This window comes from Auritidibacter ignavus (assembly GCF_003703835.1).
GTDB lineage: Bacteria > Actinomycetota > Actinomycetes > Actinomycetales > Micrococcaceae > Auritidibacter > Auritidibacter ignavus.
In genome coordinates, this window is record NZ_RDQR01000003.1 from 107,196 (window position 1) to 122,990 (window position 15,795).

Below are 15,795 nucleotides of genomic sequence, written 5' to 3' on the forward strand. Positions count from 1 at the left end.
ACAGCAGGTACTGAACACTCGGTCACAGGCGTCAGCCCAGATCGCATGCCCGTAAGGGGATCCTTCACCGTACGTCGACTGGCGCGCTCGCTCCCGGACGCGAGGGACACCGCCGACGAGCTCACCATCAAGGGAGTGGCGCTCAGTCTCGGAGGCAGCGTCTACGACCCCAACGATGCCGTCGGCCGGTTGCTGTTCAACGTGCTCGGCATGGTGGCCGAGTTTGAGGCGGACCTCATCCGCCTGTGCACCCGCGAGGGCATGGCCATCGCCAGATCCAAGGGCAAACTCAAAGGCAAGAAGCCCAAGCTCTCGCCCTCTCAGCGCAAGCACCTGCTGACGCTGCACGCCGCCGGCGAACACACCCAAGCCGAGCTCGCCGAGCTGTTCAACGTCTCCCGCACCACCATCTACCGCGAGCTGCGCCGCACCACGGCCGCCACCTGATCGCGCCTGCACCGCCACTGAGAGATCACAGAAACCCGCCACCAAGCCATCACATCCACAGCTCTTGTCCCTTGTGACCTTCACGCCCATCTTGGAGCCGACCCCCTTGATGAGGTTGCTGATGAGCGTCGGGGCGACGATCACCGAGGCGACGAGCGCCGAGATGCCGCCTGCGATCCAGACGTTCTCGAAGATCCCCATCGCCTGCGTCAACAGCAGCCGCACGACCATGAAGCCGACGGTGTAGAGCGCCGCCATGAGCGCGAGCCGCCAGATGGGCGAGCGGGCCTGGAACGCCTGGAACTCGCGCCATGCCGTGCGCAGGGCACCCTTCGTCTCGCGGAAGTCGGGCCGTCATCCTCCGGCAGCACCAGTAGCCCTGCCTTGAGCATGAGGCCGACGAACTGGAACCCTCGCGGGAGCAGCGTGGAACCGCTACGCCGCCCTGCGCCGCTGAACCCCGAATCTCCTCAGCAGGAGCACGCGGGAGTGTCAGTGCTCAGTGTCTGCGGGTCGAGCGCGGCCGAGAGCATCCCCAGGATCTCGGGAACGACCGCGTAGTAGGCCCACTTGCCGCGCTGCTCACGCGTGACCAGGCCGGCGTCGACGAGCTGCTTCATGTGATGCGAGACCGTGGGCTGGGAGAGGCCGACAGGCTCGGTCAGATCGCACACACACGCCTCCCCGCCGGACTGCGCAGCGATCATCGACACCAACCGCACCCTCGTGGGATCACCGAGGGCCTTGAACATCCGCGCCAACTGCTGCGCATCCTCGACCGCGAGCACCCCACCCGTGACGGGGGCGCAACATCCTCCCGTGTCGGTCGCGACCAGCGACAGTGAGATCGGCATGCCCTCGACCCTACGCCATGCATTGACAACTGTCGATACATCGACGAGCATCAATATGTAGTCGGGGTACCCGCGGGAAATGGAGCAGGCAATGAGCGAGAACGAGAATACCGAGCTGCGTGAGCAGGTCCGCGCCCGCTACGCCCAGGCCGCGACCGCGGTCACCACCGGCACCTGCAACGCCGACCTCCTCACCGAGGAGACCCCCGTCTCCTCGTGCTGTTCCAGCACGACTGCCGCCGAGGGCACTGAGCCGGATTCGGGTTCGTGCTGTGCTCCGACCGAGCGGAGCTTCGGCGCGGGCCTCTACGACGAGGCGACCGCCGCCGGACTCCCATTGGAGGCGGTCGAGGCCAGCCTGGGCTGCGGCAATCCCACGGCGGTCGCCGAACTCCACAAGGGTGAGCGCGTCCTCGACCTCGGCTCCGGTGGCGGCCTCGATGTGCTGCTCCCCGCCCGCAGGGTCGGTAAGTCGGGGTTCGCCTATGGGGTGGACATGACCGACGAGATGCTCCCGCTGGCCGAGAAGAACAAGAACGAGGCCGGGGCGGAGAACGTCGAGTTCCTCAAGGGCACCATCGAGGACATATCGCTTTCGGGCGGGTCGGTGGATGTGGTGATCTCCAACTGCGTCATCAACCTCTCCACCGACAAGCCCGCCGACCTTGCCGAGATGTTCCGCGTCCTCGCGCCGGGTGGCCGTATCGGGGCCTCCGATGTCGTCGCCGAAGACCCCCTCACCCCCGAAGAGCGTGCTGAGCGCGGTTCCTACGTTGGGTGTATCGCCGGAGCCCTGTCGAAGACCGAGTACCTCGACGGCCTCGCCAAGGCGGGGTTCACGGGTGCGAGCGTGGAGTTCACGCACGAGCCCGCGGACGGGATGCACGCCGCGATCATCCGCGCCACTAAGCCTACGAACTAACCGCATACCCCGAGCTGACGAGGAGACTGAGCAGCACGATGCCGGCACCCCCGAACACCAAGAGCACGAACACCCCAGCGCCTGCGGCTGCGGCGAGGCGGCAGTTGTCGACGTTGGATAAGTGGCTGCCGGTCTGGATCGGGCTGGCGATGATCGCCGGCCTCCTCCTGGGCCGCTTCATCCCCGCCCTGGCTGACGTGCTCACGAGGATGGAGGTCGCCGGCATCTCGGTGCCGATCGGACTGGGCCTGCTGGTGATGATGTACCCGGTGCTCGCGAAAGTCCGCTACGACAAGATCGCCGCCGTCATCGGCGACAAGAAACTCCTGGTGTCCTCGCTGGTGCTGAACTGGCTGCTCGGCCCCGCGGTCATGTTCGCCCTCGCCTGGCTGTTCCTGCCCGATCTGCCCGAGTACCGCACCGGCCTCATCATCGTCGGTCTCGCCCGCTGTATCGCGATGGTGGTGATCTGGAACGACCTGGCCTGCGGCGACCGGGAAGCGACCGCGGTGCTGGTCGCGATCAACTCGATCTTCCAGGTCGTGATGTTCTCCGTGCTCGGATGGTTCTACCTCACCGTGCTTCCTGGTTGGCTGGGCCTGGACACCCAGGGCCTGGACGTCTCGGTCGGGCAGATCGCCCTCAACGTGCTCGTCTTCCTCGGCGTACCGCTGGTCGCGGGGTTCGCGACCCGCTGGATCGGCGAGAAACGCAAGGGCCGCGCCTGGTACGAAGAGAAGTTCATCCCGCGCGTCGGGCCGTGGGCGCTCTACGGGCTGCTGTTCACGATCGTGCTGCTCTTCGCCCTCCAAGGCGAAACCATCACGCAGAATCCCCTCGATGTCGCGAGGATCGCGTTGCCGCTGCTGGTCTACTTCGCGTTCATGTGGTTCGCAGGCCTCCTGCTCGGCAAGGGCATCGGCCTCGGCTACGCCCGATCCACCACGCTGGCATTCACCGCGGCGGGCAACAACTTCGAACTCGCCATCGCCGTCGCCATCGGCACCTTCGGCGCAACCAGTGGGCAGGCGCTGGCCGGGGTGGTCGGCCCGTTGATCGAGGTGCCTGTCCTCGTCGCTCTCGTCTACGTCTCCCTGTGGGCTGCACGCCGCTGGTTCCACACCGACCCCTACCAGACAGAAACGAGCCCCCGATGACCACCGATACCCCTCCGACGGTGTTGTTCGTCTGCGTCCACAACGCCGGACGCTCCCAGATGGCCGCCGCCTTCCTCACCCACCACGCGGCGGGCCGCATCGCGGTCCGCTCCGCTGGGTCGGAGCCCGCCCACCAGCTCAACCCGGCCGTGGTCGAGGCCATGCGCGAGGTCGGCATCGACATCACCGCCGAGCGGCCCAAGCTGCTGACCACCGACGCGGTGCAGACCGCTGATGTCGTCATCACCATGGGGTGCGGCGATACCTGCCCGTTTCTCCCCGGCAAGCGCTACGAGGACTGGCAGCTCGACGACCCCGCAGGGCGTGGGCTCGACGCCGTGCGTACTATCCGGAACGAGATCGAGACCCGCGTCCGCGTCCTCATCGCCGAACTGCTCGTTCCTCAGGAGACCGATGAGTGAGCACGCCGACGTCGTGGTGATCGGCGGCGGCCAAGCAGGCCTGGCCGCCGGCTACTATCTGCGCCGGGCGGGGCTGAACTTCGTGATCCTCGACCGGCAGGACCGTGCAGGCGGGGCCTGGCGTCACGGCTGGGACTCACTGCGACTGTTCTCCCCGGCCGAGTACAGCCCGCTACCGGGCTGGCCAATGCCGCGCCAGCGGGGCGAGACGTTCCCCACCGCCGGTCACGTCGTCGAGTACCTGCACGACTACGAACAGCGTTACGAGCTGCCCGTGCACCGGCCCGTCCAGGTCAGCGGCGTCCGCGCCCACAGCCGCGGGCTCAGCGTTGAGACCGACCGGGGCACCTGGAACGCCGAGTTCGTCATCAGCGCCACCGGCACCTGGGACACCCCCTTCATGCCCGCCTATCCGGGCATGGCCGATTTCGCGGGCGAGCAGCTACACACGGTCGACTACTCCGTCCCGGAGCGATTCCGCGGCCAGCGGGTGCTGGTCGTCGGTGCCGGCAATTCCGCCGCGCAGATCGTCGCCGAGGTCTCCACCATCGCGGAGACGACCTGGGCGACCCGACACCCGCCCCGGTTCATGCCCGACGACGTCGACGGCCGCGTCCTCTTCGACACCGCCACCCGAGAAGAAGCCGCCCGGAAGGCGGGAACCCAGGCCGATGGCGTCTCCGGTCTGGGCGACATCGTCATGGTCCCCAGTGTCCGTGCTGCCCGCGACCGCGGCGTGCTGCGCCCCCGCCCCATGTTCGACCGGCTCACCGCCGAGGGAGCGGCCTGGAGCGACGGCACCATGGATCCCTACGACGCGATCATCTGGTGCACCGGCTTCCGCCCCACCCTGAACCATCTCGCGTCCCTGGGCCTGAGGCGCGAGAACGGCGTGCCCAAGACCATCGGCACACGCTCTGCCGACGAGCCCCGCCTGCACCTGCTCGGGTACGGGGACTGGACCGGCTTCGCCTCAGCCACCCTGATCGGGGCGGGCAGGACCGCCAAGGACGCAGTCCATGACATCACCAGCCACCTCCCCGAGGCGTCACCCCCACAATAGATAAGCCGTCGCTTGTGTCATAAGCAGTGGCTTGTTAGTGTGGAGGTATGTCTTCACCGATACAAATTCCGGCCGTGGCCTCGGACCTCTCAGCCAAAGAACGCGCCGCCTACCTGGCCCCCACCCTCTCGGCCCTGGCCGATGAGAACCGGCTCACGATCGTGCTGTGCCTCGCCGATGGCGCCAAGACGAACAAGCAGCTGCAGGAGGCCACCGGCCTTAGTCAGGCGCTGGTCAGCCACCACGTCTCCGCCCTGCTTAAAGCGGAACTGATCGACGTGACCCCGCAGGGCCGGTCGAACCTCATCTCGATCTGCTGCGAACAGTTGGCCGCCCCAGTCCAATGGCTGGCCCACCTTGCCACCCTGACTCCCGCCGGACAGCGAGCCTGCTGCACCGAGGCCGAGATCCCGGCACGCAGTGTGGTGACCGATGCTGACTGACACGCTCGGCACCTTCGCACTGCTGCTGGGCGAGCTGCTGGCCCTGTTCCTCGTCGTCTCGACCGCCGTCGCGCTGATCAACCGGCGATTCGGCCCGGAGAAGATGCGTGACTGGATGAGCAGCGGGAAAGTCCCCGGATCCATCAAGGGACTACTTTTGGGGGCGGTGACTCCATTCTGCTCCTGCTCGACACTGCCGATGCTGGTCGGAATGCTCAACGCCGGGGTCGCCTTCCAGACCGCGATGACCTACCTCATCGCCTCACCGCTGCTCAACCCGATCATCGTCGGCAGCATCGGAATCATCTTCGGGTGGACGACCGCGATCGTCTACACGCTCTTCACCCTGGCCGTCTCACTGATCATCCCGTGGGTATGGCGCGGCCTGGGCCTGAAGAAGGCGCTCAAGCGCGTGCGCGTGCAGGGCGAGACGACGCCCGAGCCGTGGAAAGGAATGCGCGGCGAGATGCCCGGAGCGCTCCGCCAAGCCTGGACCGATCTGCGCCCCCTGCTTGTGCCCATGCTCATCGGCGTGGCGATCGGAGCCGCGATCTACGAGTTCGTCCCCGAGGACCAGCTGACCGCCTTCGCCGGAGCCAACATCTGGTGGGCGGTGCCACTGGCCGCGGTCATCGGCATCCCGCTCTACATCCGCTTGGAGACCATGCTCCCGGTCGGGCTGGCCCTCCAGTCCGCCGGTGTGGCCCTCGGCCCGATCTTCGCCCTGATGATCGGCGGGGCCGGGGCCTCCCCGCCGGAGGTCTCGATGCTCACGGCGATCTTCAAGCCACGGCTTCTCGTGGCATACGTCGTCACCATCCTTACCGTGGCGATCGCCGGCGGCTACATCCTCACGATCACAGCCTGATCCCTACAACTGTCCCCCGTAAACCCACCATAGGAAAGGAACCACCATGGGACTGAAAGACCTGTTCACCGGACGCTCGAAGAACGAGCAGTCAGACTGCTGCAACGTCGAGATCGTCCCGGCCGACGAAGACGATAAGCAGCAGAACACCAACACTACGACGCCTCAGCCAACGGAGGAGAACTGCTGCCAGGACGCCAAGACGGAAGGCTGACGCTATCCACAGAACTTCGATGCCGTCATAGGAACAGCCACGAGGGCCCCGCCACTGGCGAAGGCCCTCGCCGTGTGCGCAATCCAACCCTCCGACCATGCCACGCTGCTCGCCACCGATACCGCGCAGACCTCGGCTGCAGTGAGCACGACGAGATGTGGCGACACCTGCCCGGTCTTCCCCGGCAAACGCTACGAGGACTGGCAGTTGAACAACCCCACAGGACTTGGGCTCGACGCTGTGCGCCCCATCCATAACGAGATCGGTTCCCGCATCCGCGACCTCATCACCGAACTCACCTGACCCAAGATCATGACCGGCCCAGCGCACCTGCCGAGCATGGACCTCTCCCTCTTCACCGATAGCCCCGTCCGGCCCTGGCCGGGGCTATTCCGTCATCTCCATCATCGGACCCTGCCGGTGATCCTGCGCGCCTCGTCCTCATGACGACGCGCCTCGTCCTCGAGCTGCTTGCCCGGCGCCCGCAGCTTGTCGACCCGCTCCATCCGCTCGTCGTAGAACTGGCGGAAGGTGCCCCCGCCCGACCGGATCAGGTACGCACCCGCCTCGGCCTGCTCCGGGATCTGCGCCCCGTCCTTCGTGTAGCCGAACGGCGTCCAGCCCGAGAGCACCGGCATCCCCTCGGTACGACGGCGTTCGTTCGAGCGGATCGTCCGCTCCGCCTTGCGCCTGGCCTCGAAGCGCGCGTGCCGGCCAGCATCGTCGCCCGGAACTCCCCATCGGCCGTGGCGAGGTCGATCTCGCCGTCGACCGTGACGACCTGCAGCCCATGGTCGATCAGCGTGTTCAGATCCTTGGTGCTGCGCAGGAGGCGGTCGATGTCGACGGCGACCACGGTGTCGAACTGACCGGCGTCGGCGTCCTTGAGCATCCTGGCCCAGTCCGTGCCGGCACCACGCGGCTTGGAGGCCGAGACGGAGGAGTCCTCGTACTCGGCGACGACCCGCCAGCCCCTCAGCGTGGCCAGGTCGCTGATCTTGCGGAGCTGGGTGTCGATGGCCCATCCGTCGCCCGTGCGGTCCTGGGAGATCCGCATGTAGGCGGCTACGCGACTCGTCATGAATCCAATGTTACGGGTGAATGTTGCGCTACGAGAATCCGCTGTACTTTGCCGAGGAAGCCGCCACCACCGATCTCATCTCCGATGCGCGTCTACATCTGGGGATCTCCCGTGGTTCTCCTGAGGCGGCCTTGGATGGGCAACACCAGTTCGGTTATCACCGTGACCAGGGCCAGTCCTGGTCTGACTATCCCCGCAACACCGGGGGACGCATTCGACAGGCAGTCTCCGGTGAGCCCATCGCTCACGCTGACCCGGAGTCGTCCTGGGCGCCGGTGGGGGTGGACCGGTTGCGCATCGAACCGTATTCCTCGACCTTGATTAACCGCCTGTATTGGGGAGCCGGAAGCACCTCGTCGGCGGTCTGGGCCGGCGAACAGGGATATAACTTGGTCTCGTCTACCCTGTTGTTGGAAGACGACGGACGCCCCTTCCATGTCCAGCAGGCTCACCAACTCACCGAGTATCGTGCCGCTTATACTGCCTCGGGCCACACGACAGGCGGACAGACGGCGGTCACTCGGTCTATCTACGTGATCGAATCGGCCGAAGACAAGCTCCGTTATGCCCCGATCTCGGGGGAGACAGACTCTGTCGGGATGCTCGATGGTGCTCGAGCTCGGTCCGGGCCCACGGTGGTGGGCACCGTAGACAGCGTCGCGGAGCAGCTGGCCGCAGATCAGGCGGTGCGAGAGGCTGACCTGCTCCTGGTGGCCAACCCCAACCAGTGGGGCGTGGTTGCCAACCGGCGCCTCTTTGCCAGTTGGGTCCGGGTATTTGAGCACCTGGGGTGGAAGTGATGGATCAGCCCGCCGTGCGTCCCACCGTTTCATCTCACCACACCGAGCGCACAAGATAGAGTGAGCATCGTGGAGCCTGTGATCTTCTTCTTACTGGTGGCCCTGGTGATCGCTGTGGGCTGTTGTGCCGTGTTCTTATATCAACGTCGTGTCCAGCGTGCCCGATTGAACGCCTTACAACACAAGATCAAGCGGTTGCAGTCGGAACTGGCACTGCGAGAAACCGACCCCGCTCAGGCCTTGGACCACCCCGAATGGGTCACCGGCCAGCACCCAGCGATTCAACGTCTCCATACACAGTACGCGCGCGCCCAGCGACTCTGGGCACCGGCGGTGTCACCTGTGGACCCAAGTTCTGATGTAGCCACAAATCCCCGCTTATCGAATCGGGATCTGAACCGCATCGAAATGATTACCTCGCAGTTGGAGGATGTGCTCCGGGAGACGGAGACCATTATGCGCTTCACACAGTCCGGCGCCGAGGTCGACAATGTTCAGTTGCAGCAGTATTTGGAACCACGCTGGGGCGAGCGGTTGCGGTACCCCGATACGTCGGGGATGTCCGGTCGGCCCCGGGCGGAATATCTGCTCGATCACCTCTGGCCCTGCCGGCCACGGTTCGTCACCCGCGTCAGCTCCGCGGCCAGCCAGGTCATCCGTGAGCGGCTCGCTCACGGCACCTGGATCACCGACGAGTACGGCTTCCTCTGGCCCGCCAGTGTCAACATCGATCAATGGGCGGTATACCGCACCGTGATGTTGGGCTCACATGGGCGTTTGAAGGATCTGAGCCCGGTGGAGATTGCTAATGTTTATTATGAGGCGCTCGGCGGCGACGATCTCGACGCACAGTCGCTTTTCCATCGGGCACAGCGGATCCTGGGCTTTCTGTTCTTTACACCAAAAAATCGTGAAGTGCTCCAAGATGCACTCACCGTGGGATTGCGTACCGACAGGTTGCGGTTAGTTGGTGAGAACATCGCCCGTGGCCGGAAGGACTTTGAGTCGGGCTACCGCCGAGTGGTGCACGACATCTGATCAGCTCGAGCCAAGATTGAAGCCACGAAAGGTGTGTGTTGATGACAGTCACGGAGACCTACCGAGCCTACCGAGATGACCTGCTACGTTTACGTGAGGATCTCGACCAAGCACGCAAGAGCTTCTCGTGGCCTGAGATCGACCACTTCAATTTCACCTCCGACTGGTTCGACCAGCTGGCCGCCGACCCCGTCCGTGGCGATCAACCAGCTCTGATCATTGCCAACGAGGCCGGCGTAGACATTTCCTTGACCTTCCGCGAGCTCGCGGAGCGCGCTGCCCGCGTGGCGGTCTGGTTCCAATCCCTGGGCATGCGCCGTGGCGATAAGCTCATGCTGATGCTGGACAACCAGGTCGAGCTGTGGGAAGCCATGCTGGCGGCGATCAAGCTCGGTGTGGTCGTTCTGCCCACCACCACGATGCTGGCTCCCCAGGCCATTATCTCTCGTCTGCAACGCGCCCAAGTGCGTTGGGCGATGACCAATACGGACAATCTCGACAAATTCGCCAACTGTGCCGACCAGCTCGATGGTTTGATCACCACTGGGGAGGCCACAGATCAGGCCCACGGGTTCACCCGCGAGGCCACCGGCGAGCTGACCGATCCGGGGCTGACCGAAGCGGCGGAGACGATGCTGATCTATTTCACCTCCGGGACCACCTCGGAACCGAAGATGGTTACTCACACGCAGTACTCCTACGCAGTAGGGCACTTCTCCACTCTGTATTGGATGGGGTTGCGTCCCGGAGACGTCCATCTGAATATCGCCTCCCCGGGCTGGGGCAAACACGCCTGGTCCAGCTTCTTTACACCCTGGATTGCCGAGGCCACCATTCTGGTATTCAACTACCGTCGCTTTGATCCTGAGGCGCTGATGGAGTTAATGGATCGCCAGCAGGTCACCTCCCTGTGTGTTCCTCCGACCGTGTGGCGAATGCTGATCCAGGCAGATCTGACCCAACTGTCCACTCCTCCAACGGTTGCACTCTCGGCTGGGGAACCACTCAGCGCCAGCATTATCGAACACGTCCGGCGCGGCTGGGGCGTGGATATTCGCGACGGTTATGGGCAGACCGAAACCACGCTCCAAATCGCCAACACCCCCGGCCAAGAGCTCACCCCGGGGGCTTTGGGTCGCCCGTTGCCGGGCTACCAGGTCGAGCTGATGGATCAGGACACCGAAGACATCATTTCCGGCCCCGGTGAAGGCCAGGTCGTTCTCCGCCTTGACCCACGACCGGGTGGGTTAACCCCGGGATACTACCGGGACGATGAGCGTAATGCCGAAGCCTTCTCACAGGGCGTGTACCGCACCGGGGACGTGATGAAGCGCGATGAATCTGGGGTCTACACCTACGTGTCCCGCGCCGATGATCTGTTCAAAGCCTCCGACTACAAGCTCTCGCCCTTTGAACTGGAATCCGGGCTCATCCAGCACCCCGCGGTGCTGGAAGTTGCCGTGGTGCCTTCACCGGATGCCATTCGTATGGCCGTGCCGAAGGCTTATATCGTTTTGGCTCAAGGCTATGAACCTACCGAAGAGACCGCGCGGTCCATCTATGAGTTCGGTCGTGAGACACTGCCACCATACGGCCGGGTTCGTCGCTTCCAGTTCTCGCAGCTACCCAAGACGATCTCCGGCAAGATCCGACGGGTGCAATTACGTCGCCAAGAACAAGAACTCCACGGTGACGATGGGCAGAAGACTCCGCCCGTGGTTACCGAAGGGTTCAACGTCGAGTTTGCTGAGGCCCAGTTACGGTCTTAGGCCCCCCCGGAGCTGACGCTTGAGAATTTTGCCGGACTGATTCCGGGGTAGCTCGTCAACGAACTCGTAACTCTTAGGAATTTTGAACCCGGCCAAGATGGGACGCAGGAACTCTTTGAGCTCGTCAGCGTCGAGCTGCTGATCGGGCTTGAGCACCACATAGGCGGTAATGGATTCGATCCATTTCTCATCGGGGCGTCCAATGACCGCAACTTCCGCAACGGCGTCGTGACGGTAGATGGCATCTTCGACCTCGCGAGAGGCAACCAGAATACCGCCGGTGTTAATGACATCTTTAATCCGGTCGACCACCTCAATGTAGCCGTCTTCATCGAGCACGACCTGATCTCCGGAGTGGAACCAGCCATCGGCGAAGCTTTCGGCAGTAGCCTCATCTCGGTTCCAGTAGCCCCGACACAGTTGCGGCGAACGATACTGAATCTCCCCCGGGGTTCCTTCAGGGACCGGCTGTCCTTCTGGGTCCACCACCCGGATTTGCACCGTGGGTAACGGTAGACCCGCGGATTTCGGCCGTTCATCATGGTCTTCTGGACGCAAGACAGAAACGAGCGGCCCCATTTCAGATTGACCGAAGCAGTTGTAGAACCCGATTTTCGGATAAGCCTCCCGCAGTCTTTGGAGCACCGTGACCGGCATGATAGAGGCTCCGTAGTAGGCGTGCGTCAGCGAGGAGAGATCCCGGTGTTCCAGCTCTGGATGCTGCGACAACGGCACCCAAACGGTCGGGGCTAAAAACAAGCTGGTGGCCCGGTCTTCTTCCACCTTCGCCAAGATCTCTGAGATATCCGGAACGGTTAGGAGTCGAACGGTTACCCCCATCAGCAGATAAGGGGTCAAAAACACGTGGAGCCCGGCCGAGTGATAAAGCGGCATACACACCACAGGACGATCCTGGGGCGTAAAGTCCAGAGCCTGTTGCACCGCACCATAGTGGGTCATCAACGATTCGTGCGTGTGAATCGCACCCTTCGGGCGCGAGGTGGTTCCGGAAGTATAGAGCAGTTGCACTACGTCACTAGATTGTGCCTGACTATCCGGTGTCTCACCAGAGGTGTAGGCCTGGCGTTGCTCAGGATCCTCGAGAATCAACTGCACCCGAGCCAGTAGCGAGTCCATGTCCCCGTGGAGCAAGGTCACCTGTTGCACGGCCGTATCACCACGAACTTCCTCGACTTTGTCATATTGGTCTGGATCACAAAAGACATAGGTGGACCCGGAGTCAATCAACGCATGTACCAACTCTTCACCGGTGAGGGCGAAGTTAATGGGCACGTGAACTGCAGCGGCCCGTAAAGACCCAAAGAATGCCAACACAAAGGCATCGGAGTTCTTGGCATAGGAAGCCACGCGGTCACCCGGTTTCACCCCGGCTTCGATCAGCAGACGAGCGGTGATGGTGGCCGCATCGTCTAGATCTCGATAACTAAATTCGCGTTGCAGATATTTCAGAGCTGGCTTATCGGGCGATCCGACAGCTACCCGGTGCAAAGCTTGCCCAATGGTGTTCAAGCGGGCACGTTGAATCATTTCACTGGTTTTCATGGGGCCCTTTTTATGAGGTTCTTTGGGATACTATGTGAGAGAAAACACGGTGTGACACGGCCGACTCTACACGAAAGCAGAGTGCCCCGTCACCGCCCTAGACACAATCAGCGAGTTGATCTCATAGGTGCCTTCATAGGTGTGTATCACCTCGGCATCACAGAAGATCTTGGCTGCTTCATAGGTCGATAGGATCCCGTTACCACCCAGCGCGTTGCGCGCAATCGCCGCCGATTCTCGCAACAGCCGAGACCCGGTCGCCTTACCCATGGCGGCATGGACCATTTCGATCTGGTTGGTTTCTTGCAAGCGAGCAATATTCATCATCATGCCCAGACATGCATGGGCATTGGAGATCAGGTCTGCAAGACCTTGCTGGATGAGCTGGAACTTCACCAACCGACGACCGAATTGTTGTCGATTCAGCGCATAGTTTCGCATCACATCAAAGGCACCCAGCTGGGCGCCGACGGCTTGCCAGCCGACCCAGACCCGGGAATTGCGCAACATTTCGTTCGCGGAGTCAAAGCCGACCACTCCGGGGAGCATGTCATCGCTGGAAACCAAGACGTTATCGAGGGTGATGTCCGCGTTTTGCATCACGCGCAGACCGATCTTATGCCCAATCTTTGCGGCCGAAAACCCTGGGGTCGATGAGTCAATCAGGAAAGCCTTCACCGAACCATCAGCGGCATCCTTGGCCCAGGCCAAGAGAAAATCACAGAAAGTCCCGGCGCCGATCCAGCGCTTGGCACCATTAATAACCCATCCACCCTCAACCGGGGTGGCAGTGGTTTCCAAACCCCCGGCGATGTCGGACCCGTGATCCGGCTCGGTCATTCCAAACGACCCGACCGCCTCAAAACGGGTGAGTTTTGGTAGCCACCGCTGTCGTTGAGCCTCAGACCCCAATTGGTTGACCATACCGACAATGAGCTCATTATGAATACCCACCAACGCCCCGAGCGAGACATCGACACGACTCACTTCGGAGTAGACGAGCCCACGGTAGAGCCAGGACCGGTCCTGTAAAGCCACATCGGCGAGCCCAACCTCAGCCATCCCCGGAAGCAACTCAAAAGGAAACTCTTCACGGTTCCAGTAGTCGACAATCACCGGGCGAACCACGTCCTGCATGTAGGATCGCACGGCACGCAAAGCTTGACGTTCATCAGCCGTCAGCAACGATGCAACATCGAGCAGATCCGCATCAGGGAAAGGGAGACGAAGCTCAGGGTCGCAGTCCACGGTCGAAGTCATTGACATCCTCTCTCGAAACTATAAAGTGAGCTGTATCACTCCAGTTGGAACTATACACTTGTACAGCCTGTGATTCCATCCCCCTGTTTCCATCCTTGGCAAGGAGAACAATCCTCATGTCAGCTACCGAGACATTTCGCGCAGCCCGCGATCAACTTCTTAGCTACCGCACCGATATCCAGAGCGCCCGAGAGAACTTCAGGTGGCCAGAGTTTGAGCACTTCAATTTCGCCCTAGACTGGGTCGACCACGTGGCCTATGAGACCGAACGCGGGGATCACAACGCGTTAGTCATCGTTGAAGAGGATGGTTCCTCGACGCGACTGACATATCGAGAACTGGCCGACCGCTCCTCGCAGGTTGCCAATTGGTTGCGTTCTCTGGGTGTACAGCGTGGCGATGGCGTGATGGTGATGCTCAATAACCAGGTGGAGCTGTGGGAAACGATGCTGGCTGGCATCAAATTGGGGGCGGTGCTGTTACCAACCACGGTGATGCTCTCGCCCCATGATCTACAGGAGCGCATTGATCGTTCCGAGGCTCGCTGGGTTGTGGTCAACCCAGATAACGCAGAGAAGTTCGAGGCCGTCACCGGTGAGATGACGGTCATCACCACCGGAACCACGAGGTCGGACACCGAAGCGCAGAATGTGGCCCACCCCCGGTTCAGCTACGTTGCCTCGTTCGATGCGGACATCGCCTTTACACCGGATCAACCAACTCCTGCTGATGACACGGTCCTGTTGTATTTCACCTCCGGGACCACATCACGGGCCAAAATGGTGGCTCATTCCCATCTCTCGTACCCGGTTGGGCATTTCACCACGGTATATTGGATCGGTTTAGAACCCGGAGATGTTCACCTCAATGTCGCGTCGCCAGGGTGGGCAAAACACGCCTGGTCGAATTTCTTTGCCCCGTTGATCGCTGAAGCGACGATCTTCCTCTACAACTATTCACGCTTCGATGCCGAAAAATTGATGCAGGTTATGGATGACGAAGGGGTGACGAGTTTCTGCGCTCCGCCGACGGTTTGGCGGATGCTGATTCAGGCGGATTTGACCAAACTGAAGAATCCACCCGACAAAGTTGTTGCTGCCGGTGAACCGTTGAACCCCCGGGTGATCAATAAAGTCCGCGAAGACTGGAATCGAGACATTCGCGACGGGTTCGGACAGACCGAGTCCACGTTGCAGATCGCTAATACTCCCGGCCAGGAGCTCAAGCCCGGTTCCGTAGGCCGGCCCCTCCCCGGCTTTGAGGTGGTCCTGATCGATCCGGCCACCGATGAGCTCATCGAAGGGGCAGGAGAGGGCGAGGTATGCCTGGTTGCCGACCCTCAGCCGGTAGGGCTGATGAAGGGCTACTATAAGGACCCGGAGAAGAACGACAAAGCGTTCCGCGGTGGCTACTACCACACCGGTGACATCATGGAGCGAGATGAGCAGGGAATCTTCACCTATATTGGTCGAGCCGATGACGTGTTTAAAGCTTCTGACTATAAGCTCTCCCCCTTCGAATTGGAATCGGCAGTGATTGAGCATCCGGCAGTGGCCGAGGTGGCGGTGGTCCCATCCCCAGATCCGATTCGACTCTCGGTGCCGAAAGCCTATGTGGTGTTGGCCGCCGGGCACGAGCCGACTGCTGAGACCGCGGCATCGATTTTCGCTCACACTTCCACGGTGTTGCCTCCGTATGCCAAGATTCGCCGGCTGGAATTCGCCGAGTTGCCCAAGACGGTTTCGGGCAAAATCCGCCGTGTTGAATTGCGTGCAAAAGAGCGGGAATTCCACGGTGAGGAAGGCGAACTCACGGATCAAGCTCGTGCCACGCGCACCAGCACCGAAGGGTACAACCACGAGTTTTCCGACACGGATGTCACCGCGTAACTGAC

18 protein-coding genes and 1 pseudogene are annotated in these 15,795 nt (G+C 62.2%); 14 read left to right on the forward strand and 5 right to left on the reverse strand.

Annotation, left to right across the window (positions count from 1 at the left end; all coding sequences use genetic code 11):
* Positions 1 to 9: 9 nt before the first annotated feature.
* Positions 10 to 447, forward strand: a pseudogene (locus tag DYI20_RS03055) (recombinase family protein); the annotation flags it as partial.
* A gap of 121 nt (positions 448 to 568) precedes the next feature.
* Positions 569 to 694, forward strand: a complete 126-nt coding sequence (locus DYI20_RS12760; RefSeq protein WP_255410796.1) for a hypothetical protein — start codon at positions 569 to 571, stop codon at positions 692 to 694.
* Between the two features lie 223 nt (positions 695 to 917).
* On the opposite strand, the gene DYI20_RS03065 is transcribed toward DYI20_RS12760, so the two are convergent.
* A complete protein-coding gene (locus DYI20_RS03065; RefSeq protein WP_110098825.1) occupies positions 918 to 1,301 on the reverse strand; it encodes an ArsR/SmtB family transcription factor in 384 nt (127 codons plus the stop codon).
* Positions 1,302 to 1,392: 91 nt separating this feature from the next.
* Between DYI20_RS03065 and DYI20_RS03070 the strand changes: the two genes are divergently transcribed.
* The 8 genes from DYI20_RS03070 to DYI20_RS12440 all read left to right on the forward strand — a co-directional run bounded on the left by DYI20_RS03070 (position 1,393) and on the right by DYI20_RS12440 (position 6,693).
* A complete protein-coding gene (locus DYI20_RS03070) occupies positions 1,393 to 2,223 on the forward strand; it encodes a methyltransferase domain-containing protein (protein ID WP_122548845.1) in 831 nt (276 codons plus the stop codon).
* 38 nt (positions 2,224 to 2,261) lie between these two features.
* Positions 2,262 to 3,380, forward strand: a complete 1,119-nt coding sequence (arsB, locus tag DYI20_RS03075; protein ID WP_110101660.1) for an ACR3 family arsenite efflux transporter — start codon at positions 2,262 to 2,264, stop codon at positions 3,378 to 3,380.
* Positions 3,377 to 3,802 carry an arsenate reductase ArsC gene (locus tag DYI20_RS03080; RefSeq protein WP_110098754.1) on the forward strand — a complete coding sequence of 142 codons (426 nt, stop codon included), beginning with the start codon at positions 3,377 to 3,379 and terminating at the stop codon, positions 3,800 to 3,802. Before arsB ends, DYI20_RS03080 begins: the two co-directional genes overlap by 4 nt.
* Positions 3,795 to 4,865, forward strand: coding sequence for an ArsO family NAD(P)H-dependent flavin-containing monooxygenase (locus tag DYI20_RS03085; protein ID WP_122548846.1), 1,071 nt, complete (start codon positions 3,795 to 3,797; stop codon positions 4,863 to 4,865). Before DYI20_RS03080 ends, DYI20_RS03085 begins: the two co-directional genes overlap by 8 nt.
* 47 nt (positions 4,866 to 4,912) lie before the next feature.
* Positions 4,913 to 5,308, forward strand: coding sequence for an ArsR/SmtB family transcription factor (locus DYI20_RS03090; RefSeq protein ID WP_110101658.1), 396 nt, complete (start codon positions 4,913 to 4,915; stop codon positions 5,306 to 5,308).
* On the forward strand, positions 5,298 to 6,176 hold the full coding sequence (locus tag DYI20_RS03095; protein ID WP_122548847.1) for a permease: 879 nt from the start codon (positions 5,298 to 5,300) through the stop codon (positions 6,174 to 6,176). The genes DYI20_RS03090 and DYI20_RS03095 overlap by 11 nt, the downstream gene beginning before the upstream one ends.
* 46 nt (positions 6,177 to 6,222) lie before the next feature.
* Entirely contained in the window at positions 6,223 to 6,390 is a 168-nt protein-coding gene (locus DYI20_RS12270) for a hypothetical protein (RefSeq protein ID WP_166769961.1), read from the forward strand.
* Between the two features lie 72 nt (positions 6,391 to 6,462).
* Positions 6,463 to 6,693, forward strand: a complete 231-nt coding sequence (locus tag DYI20_RS12440; RefSeq protein ID WP_166769962.1) for a low molecular weight phosphatase family protein — start codon at positions 6,463 to 6,465, stop codon at positions 6,691 to 6,693.
* A gap of 101 nt (positions 6,694 to 6,794) precedes the next feature.
* On the opposite strand, the gene DYI20_RS12875 is transcribed toward DYI20_RS12440, so the two are convergent.
* Together DYI20_RS12875 and DYI20_RS03105 are read right to left on the reverse strand one after the other, a co-directional pair.
* Positions 6,795 to 7,028 carry a hypothetical protein gene (locus DYI20_RS12875; protein WP_233491989.1) on the reverse strand — a complete coding sequence of 78 codons (234 nt, stop codon included), beginning with the start codon at positions 7,026 to 7,028 and terminating at the stop codon, positions 6,795 to 6,797.
* The gene (locus tag DYI20_RS03105) at positions 6,941 to 7,471 is read right to left on the reverse strand and encodes a recombinase family protein (RefSeq protein ID WP_425320824.1); all 531 of its coding nucleotides are present in this window, start codon (positions 7,469 to 7,471) and stop codon (positions 6,941 to 6,943) included. The genes DYI20_RS12875 and DYI20_RS03105 overlap by 88 nt, the downstream gene beginning before the upstream one ends.
* A 20-nt stretch (positions 7,472 to 7,491) precedes the next feature.
* Here DYI20_RS03105 and DYI20_RS03110 point away from each other — a divergent pair, with 20 nt between their 5' ends.
* The 3 genes from DYI20_RS03110 (at position 7,492) to DYI20_RS03120 (ending at position 11,078) form a co-directional block, all read left to right on the forward strand.
* Positions 7,492 to 8,271 (forward strand): LLM class flavin-dependent oxidoreductase, encoded by a 780-nt coding sequence (locus tag DYI20_RS03110; RefSeq protein WP_243857807.1) that lies wholly within the window; start codon positions 7,492 to 7,494, stop codon positions 8,269 to 8,271.
* A 69-nt stretch (positions 8,272 to 8,340) separates the two neighbouring features.
* The gene (locus DYI20_RS03115) at positions 8,341 to 9,309 is read left to right on the forward strand and encodes a LapA family protein (RefSeq protein WP_147472509.1); all 969 of its coding nucleotides are present in this window, start codon (positions 8,341 to 8,343) and stop codon (positions 9,307 to 9,309) included.
* A 41-nt stretch (positions 9,310 to 9,350) separates the two neighbouring features.
* Entirely contained in the window at positions 9,351 to 11,078 is a 1,728-nt protein-coding gene (locus tag DYI20_RS03120; protein WP_122548849.1) for an AMP-binding protein, read from the forward strand.
* On the opposite strand, the gene DYI20_RS03125 is transcribed toward DYI20_RS03120, so the two are convergent.
* Together DYI20_RS03125 and DYI20_RS03130 are read right to left on the reverse strand one after the other, a co-directional pair.
* Complete coding sequence (locus DYI20_RS03125; RefSeq protein ID WP_208392294.1) at positions 11,067 to 12,641, reverse strand: fatty acyl-CoA synthetase; 1,575 nt, start codon at positions 12,639 to 12,641, stop codon at positions 11,067 to 11,069. The two genes, DYI20_RS03120 and DYI20_RS03125, sit on opposite strands and share 12 nt — an antisense overlap.
* 66 nt (positions 12,642 to 12,707) lie before the next feature.
* On the reverse strand, positions 12,708 to 13,901 hold the full coding sequence (locus DYI20_RS03130) for an acyl-CoA dehydrogenase family protein (RefSeq protein ID WP_243857808.1): 1,194 nt from the start codon (positions 13,899 to 13,901) through the stop codon (positions 12,708 to 12,710).
* Between the two features lie 116 nt (positions 13,902 to 14,017).
* Here DYI20_RS03130 and DYI20_RS03135 point away from each other — a divergent pair, with 116 nt between their 5' ends.
* A complete protein-coding gene (locus tag DYI20_RS03135; protein ID WP_122548851.1) occupies positions 14,018 to 15,790 on the forward strand; it encodes an AMP-binding protein in 1,773 nt (590 codons plus the stop codon).
* Positions 15,791 to 15,795 lie beyond the last annotated feature (5 nt).

Coding starts and splice junctions, on each gene's coding strand:
- DYI20_RS12760 (WP_255410796.1), top strand. CDS start 569: ATGAGCGTCGGGGCGACGATCACCGAGGCGACGAGCGCCGAGATGCCG.
- DYI20_RS03065 (WP_110098825.1), bottom strand. CDS start 1,301: ATGCCGATCTCACTGTCGCTGGTCGCGACCGACACGGGAGGATGTTGC.
- DYI20_RS03070 (WP_122548845.1), top strand. CDS start 1,393: ATGAGCGAGAACGAGAATACCGAGCTGCGTGAGCAGGTCCGCGCCCGC.
- arsB (WP_110101660.1), top strand. CDS start 2,262: ATGCCGGCACCCCCGAACACCAAGAGCACGAACACCCCAGCGCCTGCG.
- DYI20_RS03080 (WP_110098754.1), top strand. CDS start 3,377: ATGACCACCGATACCCCTCCGACGGTGTTGTTCGTCTGCGTCCACAAC.
- DYI20_RS03085 (WP_122548846.1), top strand. CDS start 3,795: ATGAGTGAGCACGCCGACGTCGTGGTGATCGGCGGCGGCCAAGCAGGC.
- DYI20_RS03090 (WP_110101658.1), top strand. CDS start 4,913: ATGTCTTCACCGATACAAATTCCGGCCGTGGCCTCGGACCTCTCAGCC.
- DYI20_RS03095 (WP_122548847.1), top strand. CDS start 5,298: ATGCTGACTGACACGCTCGGCACCTTCGCACTGCTGCTGGGCGAGCTG.
- DYI20_RS12270 (WP_166769961.1), top strand. CDS start 6,223: ATGGGACTGAAAGACCTGTTCACCGGACGCTCGAAGAACGAGCAGTCA.
- DYI20_RS12875 (WP_233491989.1), bottom strand. CDS start 7,028: ATGCCGGTGCTCTCGGGCTGGACGCCGTTCGGCTACACGAAGGACGGG.
- DYI20_RS03105 (WP_425320824.1), bottom strand. CDS start 7,471: ATGACGAGTCGCGTAGCCGCCTACATGCGGATCTCCCAGGACCGCACG.
- DYI20_RS03110 (WP_243857807.1), top strand. CDS start 7,492: ATGTTGCGCTACGAGAATCCGCTGTACTTTGCCGAGGAAGCCGCCACC.
- DYI20_RS03120 (WP_122548849.1), top strand. CDS start 9,351: ATGACAGTCACGGAGACCTACCGAGCCTACCGAGATGACCTGCTACGT.
- DYI20_RS03125 (WP_208392294.1), bottom strand. CDS start 12,641: ATGAAAACCAGTGAAATGATTCAACGTGCCCGCTTGAACACCATTGGG.
- DYI20_RS03130 (WP_243857808.1), bottom strand. CDS start 13,901: ATGACTTCGACCGTGGACTGCGACCCTGAGCTTCGTCTCCCTTTCCCT.
- DYI20_RS03135 (WP_122548851.1), top strand. CDS start 14,018: ATGTCAGCTACCGAGACATTTCGCGCAGCCCGCGATCAACTTCTTAGC.